Genomic DNA, 24066 nt, shown 5'->3' with positions numbered 1-24066 from the left:
GCTTACGCATGTTTGATCTGAAAACACTCGACGGTGGTACGGCAACAGTGGAGCAAGACGCGTTGGGCGCTCTTGATGCATCGCTTCGTGGCGGGGTCTATCAGAAGGGCTCCCCTGAATATGAGGATGCAAGAACGACGTGGAACAGCATGTTCGAACGTTACCCAGGCTTCGTAATCCGCGCGCTGGGGGCCAGTGACGTGCAGAAGGCCGTGAACTTTGTTCGGGACGCCGGCCTCGTTATGTCTGTTCGCTCTGGTGGACATCAGATTGCTGGTCACGCTGTTGCAGATGAAACGGTCATGCTTGACCTGTCGCAGATGCGGTCGGTTCACGTCGATCCTGTCAAAAAGACCGCTCGGGTTGCGCCGGGAGCGCTGTTGGCAGACGTAGATCGCGAAACTCAAGCACATGCACTTGCCGTTCCCGTTGGCATCAATTCGACTACGGGCATCGCAGGCCTTACCCTTGGCGGCGGTTTTGGATGGACCACTCGAAAATTTGGTATGACGATCGACAACCTGCTCTCAGCGGAGGTCGTGACCGCGGACGGTGCCATTGTAACCGCCTCGCCCGCAAGCCACCCGGAGCTTTTCTGGGCCATTCGCGGTGGGGGTGGAAACTTCGGTGTTGTGACCTCATTCGAGTTCCAACTGCATGAACTCGGACCTGATGTCTTGTCTGGTCTTATTGTTCATCCGATAGAAAATGCGCCAAAGCTTCTGGTCGAATTCGCCTCTATTGCAGATAATTCCCCGGATGAGTTGACGGTCTGGAGCGTGATGCGAAAAGCGCCTCCTCTGCCTTTCCTGCCGGCTGAGTGGCATGGGCGCGAAGTGTTGATCTTTGCAGCCTGCTACAGCGGGCCGATGGACGAAGGTGAAAAAGCCATGACAGCATTGCGCGCGCTTGGCGAACCAATTGTCGATGTGATCTCGCCCCATAAGTTCGTAGACTGGCAGGCCGCTTTCGACCCGTTGTTGACACCCGGTGCCCGGAATTACTGGAAAAGTCACGATTTCGATGCACTTTCATCGAGTGCAATCTCAGGACTTCTGGAAGCGATTTCCAGCCTTCCTGACCCGGCGTGTGAAGTTTTTATTGCCCATGTGGGCGGAGCAATGGCGCGCGTCGCGGCCGGTTCGACCGCTTATCCCCAAAGATCTGCTCACTTCATCATGAATGTTCACACGCGTTGGGAGGATTCCAGCAAGGATGCCGATTGTATTGCTTGGGCGCGAGATCTTTACGACCAGATGCAACCGCACGCGACCGGAAGTGCGTATGTCAACTTTATGCCCGAAGACGAAGCGGACCACATGGCAGGTGCATATGGTAACAACGGTGAGAAGCTTTCTAGGATCAAGGGCACATACGACCCCACCAACTTGTTCAGGGTAAACCACAATATCTTGCCTGCGTGATGAAATCCTGAACTGCATAAATTGATCCAGATTGATGTTGATTGTTTTGCTTTGGCGTCACGCCGCATTTCTCGATGGCTAGTTTTTAGGCCAAGTGGAGCATCCAAGCGACGATCGCGCTGGTGATCATGCACCCAATGGGTTGTGGTTTCCGTAGATACGGCCAAGAAATTCAATATGCGTATGTTTCCGCCTTGGGCTCGGTGTAGACGCTCGCCTGAGTATCGCGAGTGACCGCTTTGCGGACAAAGCTTCCGTTCACTGCGGTGGCTCCAAGGTCCGCTCTGCTCACGCAAGTCAGCCTCAAGCAACTTTGACCAGTAGTTTCTGTGCCTCTCCCCATTGCCTCGGCGATTGCCCATACATGCGCCTGAACTCGCGACTGAACTGGGACGGGCTGACGTAACCAACGTCCATTGCGGCTTCGTTCACCGGCATCCCGCCCGCGATCTTCATGGCAGCGTTGTTGAGGCGCATCGTCTTGACGAACTGGATTGGAGCCATCGTCGTGACCTGCTTGAATTTGCGATGGAAGACCGCCCGGCTCATCCCCGCTCGGCTTGCCATATCCTCTATGGAGATCGGCGTATCCAGGTGTAAGGACACATGCGCAATTGAACGTGCGATGGCGTTGCCAGCACCAAATGCTTGCCGTGCGAAGGTGCCAGCTTCTCCCTTCAGGATCGAATAGAGCAGCTCACGCAATCGCGCCTCGCCGAGAACTGCTGTATCCATCTCGCTGTCTCCGAGCCGCAGTAGCCCCAGCAGCGCTTCCGTGAACCCGTCGTCCCATCGCGCGAGCCTAATTCCCAGCTCCCGCATTTCTCTTTTGACCGAAGGCAGAACGCCCCCGGCATTTTCCATTTCCATCGCCAGTTCGGCCATAACACGTTGTTCCAGTGAGATCATAACACCGTAGAGAGGGTTGTCATGCGAGGCCAAAGGCGTCCCCGCCTTGACCGGCATCGACATTGGGCAGCAGAGGTATTGACTGTTGTCGTATTCGTATCTTCGGCCATCCAGAACGGCTTCCTTTACACCACTCACAATGGCCACGACACAGGGCTCATAGACAGCTGGAACACAGGGGATTGATTGCGTGGTGCGAAACAGCCGTACACCCTTGATGCCCGTGTCGGTCAGGCCGTCCGTTGCGGTTCGGTCTGCGATGATTTGCTTGATCTGATCCTTGCTCATAAGAGCGATGTAAAGGCTCCAGATCGATGCTGACAACTATCTTGATATAATCGGGCAAGTATTTGCGACATTCTCGCCTGTTTCTGCGTTCTGATGAGAGCTATCTGCATTTCCATGCTTATACAAAGTTCGCTTGGCCCATGCGCCAACGCGGATAGGAGACAAAAGATGCCAGATACCACATTTGGACCCAAAGGCTGGATGCCTGAGCGCCTCGGCGACCTCTCTGGCAAGACCTACCTCATCACGGGTGCCAACGCCGGTGCCGGGTTCCAGGCCGCACGGACGCTCCTTAAAAAGAACGCCAAGGTCGTGATGTTGAACCGTTCGGCTGAGAAGTCTCAGGCAGCTGTTGCGGACCTGAAGAGCGAGTTCGGCAGTGAAGCAGAAGTGATCTTCATACGCATGGACTTGGCCTCGCTCGCAAGCGTGCGTGAAGCTGCGGACGAGGTTCTAAATTCCGTTCCCCAGATTGATGCGCTCATCTGCAATGCTGCCATCGCGCAGGTACCAACCCGCAAGCTTACAGAGGATGGATTCGAGAGCCAGCTCGGCACCAACCATTACGGTCACTTCCTACTCTGTGGTCTTCTGTTTGAGCGGATCGAAGCCTCGAAAGGTCGGATCGTTGTTGTCGCCAGTCTCGGTTACAACATGGGTCTGAAGACGATCAAGTTCGACGACATGAACTGGGAAGAGAGTTACGGGCCGAATACCGCCTACTCACAAAGCAAGCTGGCGCAAATGATGTTCGCCTATGAATTACAGGACAGGCTTGCCGCCGCAGGGCGCACCGAGGTCGAGGTTTATGTCTGCCATCCCGGCTCGTCGGCAACGTCACTGATCAGCACGAGCGGCAGCCGGACGATGCGGTTCATCTGGTGGTTGATGACGAAGACACCGATGGTTCAAACGGCCGAGCAAGGGTCCTATCCCGAAGTCATGTGCGCCACCGAAGAGACTTTGACTGAACAACGCGCACTCTACGGACCAACAGGCCGCTTAGAAGCCGTTGGCCCGGTCGGCAGGGGCACATTAAACCCGCATGCGTATGACAAAACCGTCATGGCAAGGCTTTGGGAGGTCACTGAACAAGAAACAGGCTTGAAGTGGGAGATTTAATTCAACGGTTCCCCTGCGGCTGGTGATGCTTCACCCACAATCGGACATTTGTGCACTGTGCAGCATTTAGTAGAATGGGGCTCGGAGCTGCCGCTTGAAGTTGTAGGTTATTTGTTCTTTATTGCTTTTCCTGGGAGTAAATCTGTGTCGATCTCTCCATCACTGATGAGCACTGTTCCGTTGACGAGAAGGTACTCTACGCCCACCGAAGCTTCTGCTGGTTTGTCGATGGTGGCTCGATCACTGATCGTGTCTGGGTCGAATACGGTGATGTCTGCGTCCATACCTACTTGCAGACGCCCTTTGCGTTCCATTGAAGGTACGAGACCGTCAAAGAGTTGCGCAGGGATTAGCGAAACTTTTGCGATAGCTTGAGGCCAATCCAGAAGTTGATCTTCTCGCACCCAGACTCTCAAAAACTTGGCGAACGTGCCAGCGCTCCGGGGATTTGATTGCGCATTCTCGGGTACGGGCCAAGTGCTCCCCATAACCGGAGTCCCATCTGGGAGAGTGTAAGGTATGGAGTCGGATGCGATGGCGATCCATGGTTTTGCTGTTACCTGCTTCAGGATTTCAGCGTCACTGGCTTTCTTTTCATCTAAATACTGCATAATTATGAATTGCCCTGGATCTTCCTCTTGCTCCTTGCGGATATCAGCTTCGTCTTCGATCCAACGCTGTTTGGCCACTAGGCGAACTGAGTCAAAATCGATGCCCATCCGGTTTCGAAACTCGTCGCCCTCCTGCAAGAGCACCGCGGAGGCAATAGGCATTGTTGCGATCCCGTAGGGATAAACCTCGGTCGTCACATCGACACCCAATTCCCTCGCCGACGCCACCATTTCGGCGGCCGTAAGTGTGTCGTGGAGATTTGTTGAATGCAGGTGGCAAATGTTAGTTCGCGCACCAGTAGTTGCAGCCAGACCGAGGACCATGTTGAGACCTTCCAGAGAGCTCAATGGATCAACCTGCGACCAGTTCCTCATATGTGTACTGATCGGAACGTTGTTTTCAGCTGCGGTCTCCCAAACACGTTGAAGTTCCTTGCAACCGACACCGGGAACGTACCCAGAGTTGACACCAATCCCGAGTGCCCCTTCATCAAGGCCCTGTTGCAGCAAGGAGAGTACATCTTCTAGTTCTTCGTCGGTGGAGACGTCCGTAGTCCAGCGTGGATACGCGAACGCACTCTGATACCAAGTTGCCGTAGGTTCAACGGGCGGCATCTCGTCTATCATCGTAGCAATGCGAGCAAACGTCCAAGACGCTGTTGCCCCGAAGTTGGTGGCACGCCCCTCCGCTTCAGTGGCATCATACCACTGGCCGATAGGTAGCACTCCAGATTCTAGTTCGAGTGCCGTTGTTACTCCGTCCAACGCCTGAAGACGGTTGGCTGGAAGATCAATCACTGAGTGCGAGTGAAGATCAATGAAGCCTGGTGCAACTATCAAACCCGTCGCGTCAATCACCGTCGCTGCGTCGAGCGGTTCCTCTGAAATCTCTGTGATTTCGTTACCGACAATTCCGACACTTCGAACTGCGTCCAAACCGGTTTCTGGGTCAATGACACGTCCGTTGTTAACCGCCACATCCAATTGCTGCGCGCTTAACAGTGTTGGGAATAATACAAGCAGTGCGGATAGAAATTTCATCGAAGGAACCTCACTAGAAAACCCAACTCCGTGGGAAAGTAGCATGAACAGTCACCATTGCGACTTTTGAAACATAAATGTCCCCTTTGGGCTCGGGGCAGACGTTGGCCGTGGTCGGCTCGAACAACCGCTTTGCGGACTTTACTGCCCTTCGTTGCGGGCGCACAATCGGACGCCCTGCAGACTCAGAAATCCGCAGAAAAGGACGGGAAGCAGTCATTCGCTGCAGAAAAACCGCATAAGCATGATCGTAGTAGCAGACCCTAGGATTTTACTTGTTTGAAATTGGTAGAGTTCTTCTCGCAAATGCATCGAATTCCCCAAAGAAGTCGGAAAACTGCCAGTCACTCTTTACCTAAATCTCTACCGAAAACTCCGTTCAAAACGAAATCCGCTGTGCTTGGACTGCTTGCGAAAGGTAAGTCATAGACAATCGCAAGGCGGCTCAGAGCTTTGACATCCACATCATGAGGCATCGGTGACATTGGATCTATGAAGAAGAATAGGCCGTCGAGCTTACCCTCACAGATCATTGCGCCAAGTTGTTGATCGCCTCCCAACGGACCGCTTTTGAGTGCGGTTAGTTGAAGCTCGGGCAGAGCTGCTTTTATACACCCACCAGTAGTGCCTGTCGCAAAGATGCTGGCTTGACGCAGAGTTTCGATATGCCTTGTGGCCCATTCCACCATCAGGTCTTTCTTGGCGTCATGCGCAACCAATGCCAGTTGCAGCCGACTATCTGATGAATTGCTCGACATAATCCGCACCCAGACCTACTTCCTCATAGTGCTTACGGCACATGTCAATCTTGGTAAAGACGTCCTCGTAACCCATGGTTTTGCCCCATGGGTCGACATAGAGCATTACTCCGTTCACCTGAAAGTATGTGATCATCTCATCCACATCATCGGGCACGACTAGCGTATGAGTTTCACCCGGCGGCTCATATACATAGCCGCCTTCTTGTGCGACCCAGTCATGTTCCAGATAGTGCCAGCGCCCCTTCAGAACAAACCCATGCACGGGTTGAGGGTGCCGATGCCGGGACAGGACACCTGATTTCCGGACGCGCAGAAGGTTCATCCAATAGCCTTGCGACCTGTTCAGGCATAAAGGCCGGAACGACACGTTCTCGGTTTGGGGAACCCAGATACGCTCATCCCGTGCAACGGCGTCGGGTATGACGATCTCCTCTTGCGCATCCTTCGGGAATGGCAACTGATACGGCATTCTTGGATCGTCGTCTTGTCCTTGAACTGGCATGGGGTTGTCCTTTTTTACATTGCGGAATAGCCACCATCCACAGGATAGATGGCTCCGGTCACAAAAGCGGCCTCGTCAGATAGCAACCACGCGGCCAATGCCCCAACCTCGGATGGCTTGCCCCAACGGTCCAGTGGGGTGCGGCCCAGAATCGGCTGGTTACGGCTCGGATCGGCGCGCAAAGCTTCGGTCATTTCGGTTTCAATCCATCCGGGAGCCACCGCATTCACACGGATGCCATCTAAGGCCCATCTCCCGGCCAAAGCCTTGGTTAACTGGGCAACCCCACCTTTGCTGGCGGAATAGGCCGGAACCAATGGGCCGCCAAAGTACGTAAGCATCGAAGCCGTATTGACGACAGCACCGCCTGTTGAAGCCAACAGAGGCTGGGCCGCCAAACAGCAGCGCATTGTACCAGTCAGGTTGATGTCGATCACTTTCTCAAACGTCTCGATCTCGTATTCGGCGCCGCGTACCAGAATGCCTGCACAATTGATCAATCCGTCCAGCTTTTCGATCCCGGTAAAGAACTCGGAAACGGCCTGGATATCGCGCACGTCCAACTGCGTGCAGGTGTCATCGGAATGTCGCGCCGCGTATTCCGACACTTCTTCCGCACCAACCCCTGTGGCCGTCACACGCCATCCTTTGGCGCGCAAAGTGTCCGCGATGCCAGCACCAATCCCGCGGGTTCCACCAATAATCACGGCGTGTTTCATCGGTCAGTCACCTTCCGACAGAAACGCTTCGACAGCATTCTTCCTCGGCATCGGAGCAACGGCACCGTACCCTTGAGTCGACAGGGCTGCGGCGGCGTTGGCGTAGCGGGCGGCAGTGAAAGGATCATCACCTTCGACGATACGCGCAAGGAATGCACCGTCAAAAGTATCACCTGCTGCTGTAGCGTCGACAGCTTCTACCCTGCGGCCTTTGACCCGCTCTCGTTTGTCAGGCGTAGCGACCAAAGTGCCTTCAGCTCCAAGCGTCAGGGCCACGATTTTGGCACCGAGGTCCAGATAGAAATCCGTGATCGCGTTTGGATCGGACAGCCCTGTCAGCTGTTCGGCGTCATCCAGACCCGGCAAGGCGATGTCGCACTGCGCCATTGCCGCATGAGTCACCGCGCGTGCGCGCTCGATCGGCCAAAGTTTCAAGCGCAGATTGGTGTCGTAAGAGATCAGACCACCCGCCTGTTTTACGATCTTGATAGCCGCGAATACGGAGTCCGCGGCAATGTCCGAAATCGCCTGGCTTATACCAGACACATGCAAAAGTTTTGCCGCCTCCAGAGCCGCAACAGGTAGATCGTCAGGTCCCATTCGGCTACTGGCAGATCCCGCGCGAAAATAGCTGAACTCGTGCCCATTTGCGCCATGCGTTACGAAATAGACCCCGGTATGAGCGTCCGCAACCTGGCGGACGGTCGACACATCCACACCTTCGGCCTGCCAAAGGTCCATAAACGAATTGCCGAAGGTATCGGCCCCGATATGAGTCACGTAACCTACGGATGCACCCTGACGCGCAGCGGCGATGGCACAGTTCGACGTGTCGCCGCCATGTCCGGGCAGGTAGTTCCCATCGGGCTGCTGATTAAACTCCAGCATCGGTTCGCCAAGGCACAGAATATCGGGGGTCATTGGTGTCTCATTTCACGTAAAAGGGTCAGCCCGTTGGGGCTGACCAAGTTGTATGGGAGGATTATTCGGCCGTATAGCTTTGGCCGACACCCGGGATCTTCCAGATTCGGAAGTTCGGGATTTCGGGGTCTTCAAAATTCATGTCGCCATCGACCCAGATGTGCAGGTGGTTCGACACCACATACATCTCACCATCCGGTCCCCAGGCCAGCGTGTCGGGCCAGTTCATTTCCGGGTGGTGGACGAAACGGCTGACCTCGCGCGTGGATTCATCGAACTTCATGATCCCGTCCAGTGACAGCGCGGTCATGTAGATGTTGCCTGCGTTGTCCGCCGTCATCCCATCGGTGTTCGAGGGCAGCACTGCGGCAACCTCAACCGCGTTTTCGATAACCGTTTCATTGGTCTCGAAATCGCGCAGGATTTCGGTCGGCAAACTATACAGGTGATTGCCGGTCAAATTGGTCCAGTAGAGCGTTTCCTTGTCGCCCGACAACGCGATGCCATCAGCACCGGTGCGCATGCCGCCATTCTTCAGGACCAGGCGGTCGTCGATGTTGAAGAAGAAATTAGGTTCATCATTGGTGAACCGGTGCTGATCCAGAATGCGGCGTACCGAGTTGGTGTTGCTGTCAAATACGATCAGGCCGCCATGCAGTGGGTCACAGAAGATGCCGCTGTCCGCGATATAGGCAAAGCCGGTGTCGTTATCGACGGCCAGATCGTTCAGAAAAGAACACTGACGATCCGCTTCTTCCGCTGTGAAGACATAGCGCTGGATTTCCTTGTTCTCTTTCAGATCCCAAAGCACCAGCTTGGCGTCACCGTCTTCAAACGGAGGGCCGGCCACGTGGCCCTGATCCAGGATCCACATCACATCGTTGCGGTCGATCTCAAAACCCAGAACGGCTTTCAGGCCATCAGGGTTCGACATGCTGTTCATTTCCTCAGACGGAAACGCCTCCAGTTCCCACGTGTCGCCGTTCTTGACCAGTTTCGAGACGGTCGAGGGGATCTCGGCCCCGCCCCAGCGCGCGGTGGACACATAAATGTTACCCTGGCTGTCGACCTTGGCGCCCTGAACCAGCGCCTTGCCGAAAATCTCGCTGCCTTCCCAGGCAGATTTTGTCGCCTCGTCCTTGACGGCATAAGGCAGACTGTTCCATTCCGCTACTACCTCGGGCTCGTTTGCAAGCGCCGGGGTGGCCAGAACGGCGGTAAGGGTCACCGTGTTGAGCAGTCGTTTCAGCATGTATTCCTCCCTTGCTGAGTTTTGGTGTTCCGCAGGCCGTTGCCGCGGCCTGCGGGACGTTTGGTTTAGATGCGACCGTATTTCGCCAGACCTTCGCGCAGCGAGCCGGTTTCGATGATCAGGCGGGCCTGTTCGGCTTCGCGCTCGTCGATCTCGCGCGCCATTTCCAGAATTGCCTCGGCATGGTCGCGCGGCACAGCTACCGCACCGTCAATATCGGCTACTATGATATCGCCTGGGTGCACGATGACTTCACCCATCGCCACTTCGACATTCGAGGCCAGCGTCCGGATACGGCCCAGCGTAGTGCCTGGGCTGACGCAGCGGGAATAGACCGGGAAGTCATAGTCACGTTTGATTTCCACCAGATCGCGGACACCGCCATCCAGAACCGCGCCTTCGTGCTTATTGGCGACAGCGCCCGCAGTCATCAGACCACCCCACAGGGCAACGTCAGTGGTGCCGTTGGTCGAGATCACAATGACCGAACCGGCCTCGGATTCATCAATGGCGTCCAGCGCGTGCTGGGGTGGCAGAAATTCATCTGTCGGACCTTCCAGAATGGTCACGGCAGGGCCAACGATTTTCTTTTCGTTGATGCGCGGCTTGATCGAGGCAGGCAGAAAGCCGGTTTTACCTGCGATCTTGTCAACCGCATCTGCGACGGATGCGGTGGCCACTTCGCGAAACCCGGCAACGAGTTCTTGAGTGTTCATGAGTATTATCCTCTTGGGTCAGATAGTTAGAAAGCGGGGCGTCTCACCACGGATTTTTCCAGCTTTTGGGCTGATACCCGTTGAGAACGCGGGTGATTTCTTCGGCTGCATTGCGCTGCAGGACTGCAACCGAGCGTTCCGAATACCAGGCGGCATGATCGGACACGATTGTGTTGGCGCTGTGCAGCAGCGGGTTGTCGGGGGCGACCGGTTCCTGTTCGAACACGTCGATGCCCGCGCCAAATATGCGCCCCTGGTTCAGAGCATCGGCCAGCGCAGCCTCATCGACCAGGCCCCCGCGCGATACATTGATCACGATCGAACTTGGCTTCATCAGTGCGATGTGTTCGGCATCCAGGATATGCCGCGTTTCAGGGGTGAGCGGTGCGTGCAGGCTGATGACGTCTGCGGCCTTACAAAGATCAGCCAAATCCACCTTTTGTACGTCTGCCGCTTGGGCAGCGTCGTCGCTCATATACGGGTCAAATACCAACACGGATGCAAACCCCAGCGCACGGAATTTCTGGGCTGCCTGTAAACCGATCTTGCCACACCCAATCAGGCCAAGGGTGGCGTTTTCGCGGCTGGGGATCAGGGCTGCTTGGCCTATACCCCATTGGCCTTGTCGCACTTCAGCATCACGTGACGGGATGCGCCGCTGCACCGCCAGATACAGCGCCAGCGCGTGTTCGCTGACCTCGGTTTCGGCGCCATAATCGGGGACGTTTACGACATAGATGCCGCGCGACCGGGCGTAGTCCAGGTCGATGTTGTCGACGCCCACCCCATAGCGGACGACGACTTTCAGGTTCGGACAGGCGTCGATCACGGCCGCATCCACGGTACGTTCCCGCACGAGGATGGCGACCGGGTCCAGCGCCTGCAAAGCCGGGACCGCCTCAGTCTCTGGCCCGACCGGCGCGATCTGAACGTCCTGCTTGGCCAGCACCGAGGCCTCGGTGTCATAGGCGGCATAGCCGGGTTCAAGGATTGCTATGGTTTGGCGGGTCATGTGACGGTCCCTCGGCATGGGTTACTGGGCCTTGTAGGCTTCGACGGCAGCGTCGAGGCGATCCGGCCATTCCTCGCCAATCTCACCGACGATGTATTCACGCACGGCGGGCTGCGCGGCTTCGCGGAACATGGCTTTTTGCTCGGGGCTGACCGGCACGACCTCCATGCCTTTTTCCGACAGGATCGCGGTGGCGTTGGCGTCCTGCGCGGCGGTCATGCCACGGTGGATCGTTTTCGAGATTTCAACGCACTGCTCGACGGCTTTCTTCTCGTCATCGGTCAGGCTCTCATAGAACATGTCCGACATCAGATAGGCGTGCCAGCTGAATACATGCCCATCCAGAGAGACGTATTTCTGGTGCTGATACAGCGAGGCGTTGACAATGTTTGTCACACCGTTTTCCTGACCGTCCACAACGCCCTGCTGCAGCGCACCAGGCAGTTCCGGCCACGGAACGGGCGTTGCCGATGCACCCAGGCTTTCAACCAGAGTCACCCATACAGGCGCGGTCATTACACGCATTTTCAGGCCTTCCATATCGGCAGGCTCGGCCACGGGCTTGACGTTGTTGGTGAAGTTACGCACGCCATTATCGGCCACACCAAAGCTGCGGATGCCGGTCTTTGCCAGCATATCCTCGGCCAGCGCGTCACCGAATTCACCGTCCATCACCGCCCAGGCCATCGCCTGATCGTCGAACAGGTAGGGCATCGCCAGAACTGAGAAGGGTTTGTAGACTGCCGAGATCGGGCCGTCGTGGATCGCTGCCATCTGAACGGTGCCCAGCTGCAAACCTTCCATGATCTCGGACCCTCCGCCCAGCTGCGAGGCCGGGAATATCTGAACGTCGATCGAGCCCGAGGTCTTACCCTCGACGCAGGCTTCAAACGCCAGCGCCGCGGCGTGTTTGGGCGAGCTCAGGTCAGCGGCCTGAAAATGCGCATATTTCAGCTCTTTAGCTGAAGCCGCACTGGCGGCGGTCATTGCAACAACGGCTGTTGCCGTCATCAGTTTCGACATGGTTTTCATGAGGTTCCTCCCTTTCATGTCAGTTCGCAAATCCAAAGAAGTTGGGGATGAAGGTGCTGACACCCGGCACGAGAATGACCAGAAGCAGCACCACGAGCTCAGCCAGCAGCAGCGGCAAAACCGCTTTTGACAGGCGTTCGATTTTCAGTTGTCCGACGGTGGCGATCACGAACAGCACTGGACCAACCGGAGGGGTGATCATTCCGATGGTGAGGTTCAGCACCAGCATCATCCCGAATTGCAGCGGGTCGATCCCCGCAGAATAAGCGATGGGGCCGAGGATCGGCGTCAGGATGATTAACGCGGGCAGCGTGTCGATGAAGAAGCCGCAGATCAGGGCGAACGCCGCAAGAATGAACAGGATGCCCAGACGGTTCTCGGTGATCTGGGTGATCAGTTTGGCCAGTTCCTGCGGAATTTGCAGATAAGTCAGCAGCCAGGCAAAGATCGACGCCATCGCCACGATCAGGAAGACCGACGACGTCACCACCGCGGCCCGCACAAACGCGGCGTACAGAGCGTGGACCGTGAAAGCGCGCAGGATGAAGCCAAGGAACAGAGCATAGGCAGAGGCCACCGCGCCCGCCTCGGTCGGAGTGAACACACCGAACAGGATACCACCCAGAATGATTGCTGGCATGATCAGCGCTGGAATGGCCGACAGGGTTGCACTGCGCAATTCAACCATGGTGGCGCGATGTTCGCGCCCGCGGTAGCCGTTGCGGGTGGACACGATATGGTTCGCGATGGCCAGCGCAACGCCCAGCAGAACCCCAGGCACGATTCCAGCCAAAAATAGTCCCGCGACCGTCACTCCATTAGTCGAGATCGCAAAAATCACAGCCAGGATGGACGGTGGGATGATCGGACCGATGGTGGCTGTCGCGGCGGACAAAGCACCGGCATAGTTCTTCTCATACCCAGCTTCACGCATCATCCGCATGACGATAGCAGAAGGCCCTGCTGCATCCGCGAGGGCAGAACCGCTGATCCCCGCAAACAGCATCGACACAAGGATGTTCACATGCCCCAGCCCACCACGTACATGCCCAACCAGAGCGTTGGCAAAGCGCAACAAAGCGTTTGTTAGCCCGCATGCCGTCATCAGTTCAGACGCGAGAATGAAGAACGGTACCGCCATCAGCGGAAAGCTGTCGATCCCGGCGAACATGCGTTGGGTTGCGACCAGTGGGTTCAATGAACCGTCGATAAAAATCGCCGACAGGCCGGCGATCCCCATCGTGAAGGCTACGGGAACACCCAGAAACAGCGTCGCAAAGAACAGGATGATCAGGGTTTTTGCCATGGCTCAGACCTACGCCTCTTCGCTCTTGGCGCTGGGGCCGTGTTCAAACTCTTGGCTTACGAAACGTTTTGCGAAAAAGGCCAACTGAATCAGGAACAAAGCGCACCCGACTGGGATAGCGAGATAGGGGATGCCGCGTGAAATGCCGGTGGACATGGTTTCCTTGTTCCAGCCGAATTCAACGAACTTGACACCCAGCCACAGCATCGTCGCCATGAAGGCAAACATGACGAAGACGATGGCCCAGCGCAGCAGTCGGGCCAGAGCTTCGGGTAGCAAATCCGGAATTGTGGTGATCGCGACCAACCGGCCCTCTCGCAAGGCAAGACCAGCACCGCAAAAAGCGCCGAGGATCATTAGGTGTCTTGCGACCTCTTCAACCCAGGCCAGGGACGTACCAAAACCGTACCGCCCCACCACATTGGCAAAGACGATTGCAAAGACCGTAGCGAGCGCCAAAGCCACCAGCGCCCGATTCAATGCAACAATCCATGTTTCTAGAGTTTGCAAAGACGCCCCTCCCGATGCCGTCTCTTTGTGAGAATCAAAACTGGCATACAGTATGCTAATGTGTCAACACTAACACATTGTATGCCAGATACATCGCTGCTACTGTCGAACTGAGGAGAGCGACATGAGCCCATTCAACAGACCGAAATCATTGACGGAATTGGTGACCGAAAACCTGCGCGAGCGGATTATCAAAGGCGAGTTCGAACTGGGTGAGCAGCTGTCTGAGGCTCGAATCGCCAAGAACCTTGAGGTCAGCCGCACACCTGTTCGTGAGGCAATCAATCGACTTGAAATGGAAGGGCTGCTCGTAGTCGAACCGCAACGTGGGTCCTTCGTGTTCAACTTGGAGCCCGAAGAATTGGCAAAGCTCTGCGACGCGCGTGTCTGCCTTGAGACAACCGCTTTAACCTCGGCCATGCAGGCAAACCCGCAAGAGCTGTATACCGCGCTTAACGATTGCATCAATCGGATGAAAGCGGCGCGAGGGGCGGCGGATGATGCAGAATACTTGTATCAGGATACTCTTTTCCACCAATGCCTGTTTGATTGTGCGGATAATCGGTTTCTGAATGACGCGTACCAGACGATTGCTCTTAAAATGGCAGCATTGCGCAGCCGGTTGGGGCACCACCCGGATCACATGGCTAAGTCCTATCGGGAGCACATTGAGTTGCTTCAGTGCGTCGAGAATGGCGATGTTTCAAAAGCGCTAGACGTGCTGAAACTCCACATAGACAGGAAAGAAGGGTCCTATTGGAGTGACGCAACTAAAGCGGACAGCCAGACCCAGCACGTGAATTAAGCGCTTCTGTGTCCTGCCTGCAGCACGCACGACGTCTCAACTCGCACCCGCAGCGAAGGTCGGGTTACCCTCGCGATTGACTAGACCACGCGAAAAAGTCGAGGTCGGCGTTGGGCTCAAAGCGGTCTTTAGCTGCAATCTGTGTGAGTGTCTGCTATATTGTTTTACCAACATCTTGTCATAAGACACCTTGCGCTGTGCCTCGTTTGAAATCGATCGTTGTGTGGTATCTACCGTGGTATACATTCAACATAGATCAATTTACTATATATTTAACAAATACCTGCAGGATTAGTTTTACTGACTTCTTTTCCGCCATCAACCTATTGACATCATGCGGTAAAAGCCAAGCTGGGCAAAGCCTTTCGCCGTTGACTGATAAATTCGCACGAAGATGAAGAGGCACAACCAACTAGGCAGGAGTTCACTTTGTTTGCAAATACAGGAACTCGCGCGGCAGGATCTACAGGAAAAGCACTGATGGGAGATGCGACAACGGTAGACAGATCTAGGGTGAATCCAACTTAACTTGAATAAGTCTGCAGAACCCGCCCAAGGTTCTTTTCGATTATACACTTCCACTTGGATTCACGCAGAAACATCGACACAGAACCAATCGGCATGTGGACAATAAAACACAACGATCGAGAAGCATCATCCGGTCGTTGACGACCTCCAAATCCCTTAGGTAGAGACACTGTATCAAACCGTTGCAAAGGGAACGATGTTTTGGATTTTGAGGTGGCGAGTTTTTGGTACGGACAATCGCTCTCTTGCGTGGAGCGAGTCTGTATTCAGTCCTTTCTCGACCATGGCTACACGTATCATCTCTATGTTCTGGATTTGGACATTGATGTCCCGGACGGTGTCATCGTCCATGACGCCCGCGAAATATATGGCGTGGGCAAAACCGACCAGCTTGATGCGTCACGCAAACGCGCCGCGGTGTATTCGGATGTGTTCCGAATCTATCTGATGCAAAAAACCGATTACGTCTGGGTCGATCTGGACATCTATTGCGTAAATCCCCTGCACGTGAATTCCGATTATCTGTTCGGCCTGATTAGGCGGAACAACTCGATGAACAACTGCGTTCTGCGTCTTCCAAAGGGTTCACTGGCCCTAAAACTTATCATCAACTTCTTGGAATCTGATGTGCCATTTCCGTTTTGGCTCGGACCGGAACGCACACAGAAGTTAGTTGACCGATACCAGGCAGGCGATCGATTTACGCTGTATGACCTGCCCTGGACGACAACCGGCCCCAGTGTCACCCGCTGGGCCCTAAACGCGACCGGCGAGATCAGTCGCGGCCAGCACTGGCATTTGTATTTTCCGCGTCGCGGTTTTTTGGATCCTGAACGTGGTCTAGATGACTACGAACCCGATTGGGTTCGTTTCCATCATTTCCAAGGCGAAACCAGAAGCAACATAAGGGCGCATTACGGTGGGTTGCCGCCCGAAGGAAGCTACATTGATGTCGTCTGCAAACGTCACGGTATAGACCCTGCTCGATATCCGGTCATTTAAGCTCCGCAATCACGCCGCTCAGCAGACTTCTCCGCGTTCATCATGCACTTTACCTGTTTGTCTGTTGAGCGGACAGTCCGGTGGACTGTTTTTAGATCGAACGTTCTGATTGAAATTTGATTGCGGAAGGGCACAACCACCGGTGTCGACCGCAATTGAAAAGTCAGGAATAGGCGCGAACCCGACATACGCAACTCGTCACTAAACTTCTGTTATCCGAGGTTAATCTGCCGTTGGTGTGTTTTGCTTGAACAACCAACTTGTGTACTTGGCAAACGAGCGAAAAAACCTCGGGAGGATTACAAATCTGGCAGCAAGTCTAAGGCAGTGGGGCAATCGCTTCAAAAAGCGGACATTTATCCAGACTCTGAAAAGCGCCGTTCCCGCCAGCGCCACCTGGATTTACTTACCATTACGGGAAGCTTGATTTTTGCGGTTTGTTTTCGTCTCGCCTGAGCAATAGACACTTGATGCGACGTTTTTAGAGGGAAGCTGCCATCTAAAAGTCCCGCGTTTCAAACGTTTGGCAACTCTCCACCGCGTTGAACGATTGACATGCATTCGCAGTTGGTATGCTATCCACAACCATAACGTTCACAGAAATTTGCGACAGAGCATCGCGAATTCAAAGCAGATAAGCATCTGCAAAATGGGAGAAAAACATGAACAAACCAATACTCGCGCTTGCGCTGTTGATGACGACGACGTCGTTGGCCAATTCAGAAACCCTGCGTTGGGCGCGCTCGGGGGATGCGCTGACGCTTGACCCGCATTCGCAAAACGAAGGGCCGACGCATACCGTGCGCCACCAGATGTATGAACCTCTGATTATCCGCGACACGTCCGGCGCTTTTGAGCCTGCGCTGGCCACCGATTGGGCCCCCAGCGAGAGTGATCCGAATGTCTGGGTGTTCAACCTGCGTCAGGGCGTGAAGTTCCATGACGGTGCTGATTTCGCCGCAGAAGATGTAGTGTTCAGTATCAACCGCGCGAAACAACCAAACTCGGACATGAAAGAGCTAATCAACTCGATTGTCGAGGTGCGTGCTGTTGATGACCACACGGTCGAGATCGTGACCGACGGCCCGAACCCGATCCTGCCGGCGAACCTGACCGACCTGTTTATCATGGACAAAGGCTGGACCGAGGCGAACAACGCGGTCAACGTTCAGGACTTTGAAGGTGGTGAGATCACCTTTGCGACTGTGAATGTGAATGGCACCGGCCCCTACAAGCTGGTTAGCCGCGAGCCCGATGTGAAAACCGTGATGGAGCGGAACGAAGACTATTGGGGTCGTGATCAGTTCCCGATGGCGATCAGCGAAATCATCTATACACCGATCCAGAACGACGCCACCCGCGTTGCGGCGATGCTGTCGGGCGAGGTGAACTTCCTTCAGGATATGCCGGTGCAGGATCTGGACCGGGTGAATGCTGTGGACGGGTTGGTCGTTAAGCAAGCACCGCAAAACCGGGTGATCTTCTTTGGTATGAACCAGGGCGGGGATGATATCGAAGCGGATAACGTCGACGGCAAGAACCCCCTTGCCGACGTCCGGGTACGTCAGGCCATGTCCAAGGCGATCAACCGGGACGCCATCCAACAGGTGGTTATGCGCGGTCAGTCGCAACCAGCCGGGATGATCGCACCGCCGTTCGTCAACGGCTGGACCGCCGAGATGGACGGTGAAAGCAGCACGGATGTTGAAGGCGCGAAGGCTCTGTTGGCCGAGGCGGGCTATCCCGACGGCTTCTCGATCCGGCTGGATTGCCCCAATGACCGCTACATCAACGATGAAGGCATCTGTCAGGCTGCTGTCGGGATGCTGGGTCAGATCGGCATTACGGTGAATCTGGATGCCAAGCCAAAGGCGCAGCACTTCCCGCTGATCACAGACGGAAAAACCGATTTCTACATGCTGGGTTGGGGCGTTCCGACCTATGACTCGGAATACATCTTCAACTTCCTCGTCCATGGCCGTGAAAGCGACATCGGGACGTGGAACGGCACCGGGTATGACAATGATGAGTTGGATGCCAAGATCAAGTCGCTGGCCTCGAACACGGATCTTGTCGCGCGCGATCAGGCTATCGCCGAGATCTGGCGCGTGGTGCAGGACGAACAGCTTTATATTCCGATCCACCATCAGGTGCTGAACTGGGGCATGGCTGAAAACCTGGACATCAACGTTGATCCTGAAGATCAGCCTATGGTCAAGCATTTCGGCCTGAAATAAGAAACGTGGCCGGGCCTCGAAATACGGGGCCCGCCACCAATAAGTGGGAGCTATCATGAAACGTTTGACCACTGCCGCGCTTTTGGGCGCGCTTGCCTTACCCGTCGCAGCCGAAGAGTTCACGTTTGCCGTCACAACGGACCCGCAAACAATGGATCCTCATGCGGTCAACTCCGCCCCAGTTCTGGGTTTTTTGAACAATGTCTACGAAGGGCTTGTTCGGCGAGGCAAGGATATGACCATCGAACCGGCGCTTGCGACCAGTTGGGAAACCATCGGGGACGGCGATGGCTGGAGGTTCAAACTGCGCGAGGGCGTAACGTTTCATGATGGGTCTGAATTCAATGCGGATGACGTGATCTTCTCGTACCAGCGGGCGTCTGACGAAAATTCGGACACCCGCAGCTGGTTCGCGCCCGTTAGCGAGGTTGTCAAGGTTGACGATTACACCGTTGACGTGATGACCACCGCACCAAACCCAATCTTCCCGGACAGCATCGCCAACTGGATGATCATGGATAGCGGCTGGGCCGAGGCGAATGACACAGTCCTTCCCGACAAAGAAACAGGTAACTACGCAACGCTCAACGCCAACGGTACCGGCGCCTTCCGAGTCACCGCGAGAGAGCCGGGCCTGCGCACTGTTCTAGAGCCTTTCGAAGGCTGGTGGGGCGAGACCGAACACAACCTGACTCGTGCCGAACTGGTGCCTATCCAGAATCCAGCGACCGCTCTGGCAGCTCTGCTTTCAGGCGATGTGGATCTCATCAACCCGGTTCCCATTCAGGACGTCGCCCGGTTGCAGGGCAACCCGGACGTGAAAGTCATTCAGGGCATCGAAGCACGTGTCATCATGCTGGGCTTCGACCAGCAGGAAGGCGCAAGTGAAACGGGCCAAGGCGGGACCGACGTTTTTGGCGACGTGCGCGTACGCGAGGCAGTTGCCAAAGCAGTTAACGTACCAGCCATCCTGCAAACCATCATGCGCGGCAACGCCGAAGTGGCAAGCCAGTTGGTCAGCCCGGCGATGCGTGGCTATTCAGCTGCAAACGCAGACCCATATGCCTACGACCCAGAAGGTGCGAAGACGTTGCTGGCCGAAGCGGGAGCCGAAGGGGCCGAAGTCAGCTTCAAATGCTCCAACAACCGCTACCTAAACGACGAATCCGTTTGTCAGGCCATTACCGCTATGCTGACGCAAGTTGGATTGAACGTGACGCTCGACGCTATGCCGGTTCAAAACTACTGGCCGGAACTGCGGGCCGACAACTTCGATATGTATCTGCTGGGCTGGTCACCGGGCACATTTGATGCCGAGCATCCTGTGCGTTTCCTCGCATCGACACCCAATGAGGAAAAGAAGCTGGGTTCGTGGAACTTTGGCGGCTATTCCAACGCCCGCGTGGATGAATTGCTGCCACTAATCCAGTCCGAGATCGATGAGCCTACCCGTCAGGCCATGCTGGATGAGGTTGCAGGCACACTTCAGGATGAGGTCGCCTATGTGCCCCTTTACGTCCAGCCGTTGGTCTGGGGCGCGCGCAGCAATATCGAGCTGACACAACGGCCCGACAATTTCTTCCTTCTGCGCTGGGTCACGGTCAACTAAATGCTGTCATACATTATCAGGCGCGTTGCCCAGTCGGCGCTGGTTCTGTTCGTCGTGGGCCTTGTCGCCTTTTCCATGTTCCGCTTTGTCGGTGATCCGATCGACAACATGCTGGGGCAAGAGCGGACCATGGAAGATGTGGAACGTCTGCGCGCTCAGTTGGGACTCGATCAGCCGTTTCCGGTGCAATATGTGAAGTTTCTGCAAGAAGCGGTACAGGGCAATTTCGGCGTCAGCTTCCGTCAGGGGCGTCCGGTCGCTGAAATCCTGGCCGAGCGCGCTCCGGCCACGCTGGAGCTGGCGCTGGTCTCGGCCGTATTTGCCATAGTCTTAGGCATCGCACTGGGTGTTTTCACCGCAATCCGGCGAGACGGGTTTGCCGCGAATCTCATCATGTCAGCCTCTCTGATCGGGGTATCCCTGCCCACCTTCCTGATCGGCATCCTGTTGATTTACATCTTCTCGGTTGAACTTGGCTGGCTTCCCAGCTTCGGGCGCGGAGAGGTTGTGGATCTGGGCTGGTGGAACACCGGCTTGCTGACCAGCAGCGGGCTTAAGGCGCTGATCCTGCCAGCGATTACATTGGGTCTGTATCAGATGACCCTGATCATGCGGCTGGTGCGGTCCGAGATGCTGGAAGTCCTCCGGCAAGACTATATCCGCTTTGCCCGCGCCCGCGGCCTCAGCGACCGGACCATCAATTTCCGCCATGCGCTGAAAAACACCATGGTCCCGGTTATCACCATCATCGGTCTGCAACTGGGGGCCATCATCGCCTTCGCCATCATCACCGAGACGGTGTTCCAGTGGCCGGGTCTCGGCCTTCTGTTCATCAACGCAATCCAGTTCGTGGATATTCCTGTCATGGCAGCTTACCTGATGATGATTTCGGTCATCTTTGTCACTATCAACCTTGCGGTCGACATCCTTTATGCCTTCATCGACCCGCGCCTGAGGGTCAGCGCATGAGCCGAGTGAGACGCATTCTGGACAGCGACCAGTTCTACGCCTTTCGCCGCTCGCCCGTCGCGATGGTCTCAGCGACTGTGGCTTTGTTCCTGATCCTCGCCACCATCCTTGCACCGTTGATTGCGCCGACAAACCCGTTTGACCCGGCCAGCCTGAACCTGATGAACGGCTTCACCCCGCCGATGGAACACAATGCCTTTACAGGCGAAAGCTTCCTGATGGGCACCGACGATCAGGGGCGGGATGTGTTTTCGACCATCCTGTACGGAATGCGGATCTCGTTATTTGTTGGGGTGGCGGCCGTTCTGTTTGCGATGGTTCTGGGCATTATTCTGGGCCTGCTCTCGGGCTATTTTGGGGGCTGGACTGAAACCATCATCATGCGCACGGCGGATGTTCAGCTGACCTTCCCTTCGATTCTTCTGGCCATGCTTATCTTTGGCATCGCCAAAGGCATTACTCCGGTGGAATACCGCGACCAAATGGCGATCTGGGTGCTGATCCTGGCCATTGGCCTGTCCGATTGGGTGCAGTTCGCTCGTGTGGTCCGAGGTGCCACGCTGGTCGAGAAAAACAAGGACTATGTCGCCGCCGCGCGCATCATCGGGCAAAGCCCGCTGACGATCATGCTGCGCCATATCCTTCCCAATGTGCTGTCACCGGTTCTGGTGATCGCGACCATCTCGCTGGCGCTGGCGATCATTGCCGAGGCGACGCTCAGCTTCCTTGGTGTTGGAGCGCCACCAACGCAACCGTCACTCGGCACGCTGATCCGTATCGGGCAGGGCTTCCTGTTCTCGGGCGAGTGGTGGATCCTGTTCTTCCCCGCCTGCACTCTGCTGGCACTGGCGCTGAGTGTGAACCTGCTGGGCGACTGGCTGCGTGATGTTCTGAACCCGAGGCTGAAATGACCGATCCCGTTCTTTCGATCCGCAACCTGACGGTGGAAATCCCCACCCGCCACGGCATCTTCAAGCCGGTCGAGCATGTGACCTATGATCTCCACCCCGGTGAAATCCGGGGCGTTGTCGGCGAGAGCGGTGCAGGCAAATCCATGACCGGCAACGCCGTGATCGGCCTGCTGGACCCTCCGGCCCATGTGTCAGAGGGTGAGGTCTGGCTGAATGGGCGCCGCATCGACGAGTTGGACGCCGAGGATAAACGCCGGATCCGGGGCAAAGAGATCGGGATGATCTTTCAGGACCCGCTGACCTCGCTGAACCCGCTGTTCACAGTTGGTGAGCAATTGGTCGAGACGATCCAACTGCATCTTGGCCTGTCCGCGTCCGAGGCGAAAAAGCGCGCCATTGCCCTGCTGGATCGCGTGTCCATCCCCGACCCGGCGGATCGTTTCAACCAGTATCCGCACCAGTTTTCCGGCGGGATGCGTCAGCGGGTGGTAATCGCGCTCGCGCTCTGTACCGAACCCAGTGTTCTGATCGCGGACGAACCTACAACGGCCCTGGATGTGTCTGTCCAAGCGCAGGTGCTGGATCTGATCAAGGAACTGGCGAAAGAGCGTCAGGTCGGCGTGATCCTCGTCACCCATGATATGGGTGTTATCGCCGACACCACCGATACGGTCACTGTGATGTATTCCGGTCATGTGGTTGAAAGCGGCACGACCGATCAGATCCTCGGCGCGCCTACACATGAGTATACCAAATCCCTGATTGCCGCCGTGCCGCGCCCGCACACCAAGGTCGAGCGTTTCCCAGTGGTCAATTATGGCGAGCGGGAAAGAACCTTCAAGATTGACGATCTGGCGGCCCATTGGGACAAGACTGATCTGTCCAAAACCGGCAAGCTGCTGGAAGTCGAAAACATTACTAAAACGTTCCTGCAAAAAGGTGGGCTGCTACCATCGCAACGCAAGTACTTCACTGCCGTCGATCAGGTGAGTTTCGACATTCGCGACGGTGAGGTTTTCGGCCTTGTGGGCGAAAGTGGCTCTGGCAAGTCCACGGTCGCGCGGATGATTGGAACGCTCTATCCCGTAGATGGCGGACGGGTTATCTTTGATGGCGAAGACGTCACAGTCATGGAGGCAGAGGCTCTGCAAGCCTACCGCCGCCAGATCCAGATGATCTTTCAAGACCCGTTCTCCAGTTTGAATCCCCGCATGAGGGTTGGGGATCTCGTGGCCGAGCCCATCCATCACCATAAAATCCTGCCCAAGCCCGCTATCGAACCACGTGTGCGCGAATTGCTCGACTGGGTTGGGCTGGCTAAGGACGCATGGCGTAAGTATCCACATGAATTTTCCGGAGGGCAGCGTCAGCGCATTTGTATTGCTCGCGCCCTCGCAACTCAGCCCCGTTTTCTGATCTGCGATGAACCGACAAGCGCCTTGGATGTCTCTATTCAAGCGCAAATCCTGAACATTCTCAAAGACCTGCAGGAACATCTCGGCTTGACCATGCTCTTTATCAGCCACGATCTCCCGGTCGTACGTCAGATGTGTGACAGGGTGGGCGTGATGCGTAATGGGAAGTTGCTTGAGGTCCAGGAGACGGATTCGTTGTTCGAAGATCCGCAGCATTCGTATACTAGGGAACTCTTGGATTTGATGCCCCGGTTAAAGCAGTTGGCATAATCTTACGACATAGTCTTACATCGGTTTTTTTCAGAAGACGTTGCTGGAGATGTGGAAGCGCAAGCAATCAACGGAAGTTTAAACTCAAACACCGACTGGATATGCTTCCATCTCGGCGCATCAGATCGGTCCAGTCGGCCTAAGATTGTCTCGGGTTCAGCTTACAAGCTTGGAGTGTGGGCTAAACCGACGGA

Annotated in this window: 21 protein-coding genes; 9 read left to right on the top strand and 12 right to left on the bottom strand. The window is 55.7% G+C overall.

Going from position 1 to position 24066, the window contains the following annotated elements; translation table 11 throughout:
- Positions 1-8: 8 nt before the first annotated feature.
- Positions 9-1424 carry an FAD-binding oxidoreductase gene (locus GS636_RS07455; RefSeq protein ID WP_171669019.1) on the top strand — a complete coding sequence of 472 codons (1416 nt, stop codon included), beginning with the start codon at positions 9-11 and terminating at the stop codon, positions 1422-1424.
- A 303-nt stretch (positions 1425-1727) separates the two neighbouring features.
- Here GS636_RS07455 and GS636_RS07450 read toward each other — a convergent pair whose 3' ends face one another.
- Entirely contained in the window at positions 1728-2621 is an 894-nt protein-coding gene (locus GS636_RS07450; protein WP_171669018.1) for an AraC family transcriptional regulator, read from the bottom strand.
- A 168-nt stretch (positions 2622-2789) separates the two neighbouring features.
- On the opposite strand from GS636_RS07450, the gene GS636_RS07445 reads away from it, so the two are divergent.
- Positions 2790-3743 (top strand): SDR family oxidoreductase, encoded by a 954-nt coding sequence (locus GS636_RS07445; RefSeq protein ID WP_171669017.1) that lies wholly within the window; start codon positions 2790-2792, stop codon positions 3741-3743.
- A 107-nt stretch (positions 3744-3850) separates the two neighbouring features.
- On the opposite strand, the gene GS636_RS07440 is transcribed toward GS636_RS07445, so the two are convergent.
- From GS636_RS07440 to GS636_RS07390, 11 genes are all read right to left on the bottom strand, one after another.
- Positions 3851-5395 (bottom strand): amidohydrolase family protein, encoded by a 1545-nt coding sequence (locus GS636_RS07440; RefSeq protein ID WP_171669016.1) that lies wholly within the window; start codon positions 5393-5395, stop codon positions 3851-3853.
- 344 nt (positions 5396-5739) lie between these two features.
- Entirely contained in the window at positions 5740-6153 is a 414-nt protein-coding gene (locus GS636_RS07435; RefSeq protein ID WP_171183759.1) for a methylglyoxal synthase, read from the bottom strand.
- Entirely contained in the window at positions 6131-6658 is a 528-nt protein-coding gene (locus GS636_RS07430) for a 2,4'-dihydroxyacetophenone dioxygenase family protein (RefSeq protein ID WP_171669015.1), read from the bottom strand. The genes GS636_RS07435 and GS636_RS07430 overlap by 23 nt, the downstream gene beginning before the upstream one ends.
- Before the next feature lie 14 nt (positions 6659-6672).
- On the bottom strand, positions 6673-7377 hold the full coding sequence (locus GS636_RS07425) for an SDR family NAD(P)-dependent oxidoreductase (RefSeq protein WP_171669014.1): 705 nt from the start codon (positions 7375-7377) through the stop codon (positions 6673-6675).
- A gap of 3 nt (positions 7378-7380) precedes the next feature.
- Positions 7381-8298, bottom strand: coding sequence for a sugar kinase (locus GS636_RS07420; protein ID WP_171669013.1), 918 nt, complete (start codon positions 8296-8298; stop codon positions 7381-7383).
- A gap of 61 nt (positions 8299-8359) precedes the next feature.
- Entirely contained in the window at positions 8360-9550 is a 1191-nt protein-coding gene (locus GS636_RS07415) for an L-dopachrome tautomerase-related protein (RefSeq protein WP_171647441.1), read from the bottom strand.
- 65 nt (positions 9551-9615) lie between these two features.
- Positions 9616-10266: an RraA family protein gene (locus GS636_RS07410; RefSeq protein ID WP_170464565.1), complete on the bottom strand. Its 651-nt coding sequence runs from the start codon at positions 10264-10266 to the stop codon at positions 9616-9618.
- Between the two features lie 43 nt (positions 10267-10309).
- On the bottom strand, positions 10310-11278 hold the full coding sequence (locus GS636_RS07405) for a C-terminal binding protein (RefSeq protein ID WP_171183748.1): 969 nt from the start codon (positions 11276-11278) through the stop codon (positions 10310-10312).
- Positions 11279-11299: 21 nt separating this feature from the next.
- A complete protein-coding gene (locus GS636_RS07400; protein WP_216602854.1) occupies positions 11300-12310 on the bottom strand; it encodes a DctP family TRAP transporter solute-binding subunit in 1011 nt (336 codons plus the stop codon).
- Positions 12311-12329: 19 nt separating this feature from the next.
- Positions 12330-13616 (bottom strand): TRAP transporter large permease, encoded by a 1287-nt coding sequence (locus GS636_RS07395; protein WP_171183745.1) that lies wholly within the window; start codon positions 13614-13616, stop codon positions 12330-12332.
- 9 nt (positions 13617-13625) lie between these two features.
- A complete protein-coding gene (locus GS636_RS07390) occupies positions 13626-14126 on the bottom strand; it encodes a TRAP transporter small permease (RefSeq protein ID WP_171647443.1) in 501 nt (166 codons plus the stop codon).
- A 124-nt stretch (positions 14127-14250) separates the two neighbouring features.
- On the opposite strand from GS636_RS07390, the gene GS636_RS07385 reads away from it, so the two are divergent.
- From GS636_RS07385 to GS636_RS07355, 7 genes are all read left to right on the top strand, one after another.
- Complete coding sequence (locus GS636_RS07385) at positions 14251-14931, top strand: GntR family transcriptional regulator (protein WP_171183741.1); 681 nt, start codon at positions 14251-14253, stop codon at positions 14929-14931.
- A gap of 729 nt (positions 14932-15660) precedes the next feature.
- Positions 15661-16461, top strand: coding sequence for a hypothetical protein (locus GS636_RS07380; protein WP_171183738.1), 801 nt, complete (start codon positions 15661-15663; stop codon positions 16459-16461).
- 662 nt (positions 16462-17123) lie between these two features.
- Complete coding sequence (locus GS636_RS07375; RefSeq protein WP_171669012.1) at positions 17124-18698, top strand: ABC transporter substrate-binding protein; 1575 nt, start codon at positions 17124-17126, stop codon at positions 18696-18698.
- 55 nt (positions 18699-18753) lie between these two features.
- Complete coding sequence (locus GS636_RS07370) at positions 18754-20307, top strand: ABC transporter substrate-binding protein (protein ID WP_171669011.1); 1554 nt, start codon at positions 18754-18756, stop codon at positions 20305-20307.
- Entirely contained in the window at positions 20308-21276 is a 969-nt protein-coding gene (locus GS636_RS07365; RefSeq protein ID WP_171669010.1) for an ABC transporter permease, read from the top strand.
- On the top strand, positions 21273-22187 hold the full coding sequence (locus tag GS636_RS07360; RefSeq protein ID WP_171669009.1) for an ABC transporter permease: 915 nt from the start codon (positions 21273-21275) through the stop codon (positions 22185-22187). The genes GS636_RS07365 and GS636_RS07360 overlap by 4 nt, the downstream gene beginning before the upstream one ends.
- Positions 22184-23872: an ABC transporter ATP-binding protein gene (locus GS636_RS07355; RefSeq protein WP_171183733.1), complete on the top strand. Its 1689-nt coding sequence runs from the start codon at positions 22184-22186 to the stop codon at positions 23870-23872. The genes GS636_RS07360 and GS636_RS07355 overlap by 4 nt, the downstream gene beginning before the upstream one ends.
- The last annotated feature ends 194 nt before the right edge of the window (positions 23873-24066 follow it).

This window comes from Ruegeria sp. HKCCD4884, assembly GCF_013110855.1.
Classification (GTDB): domain Bacteria; phylum Pseudomonadota; class Alphaproteobacteria; order Rhodobacterales; family Rhodobacteraceae; genus Ruegeria.
Note: the sequence above shows the minus strand (reverse complement) of the source record. Positions and strands in the feature narration are given on the sequence as shown.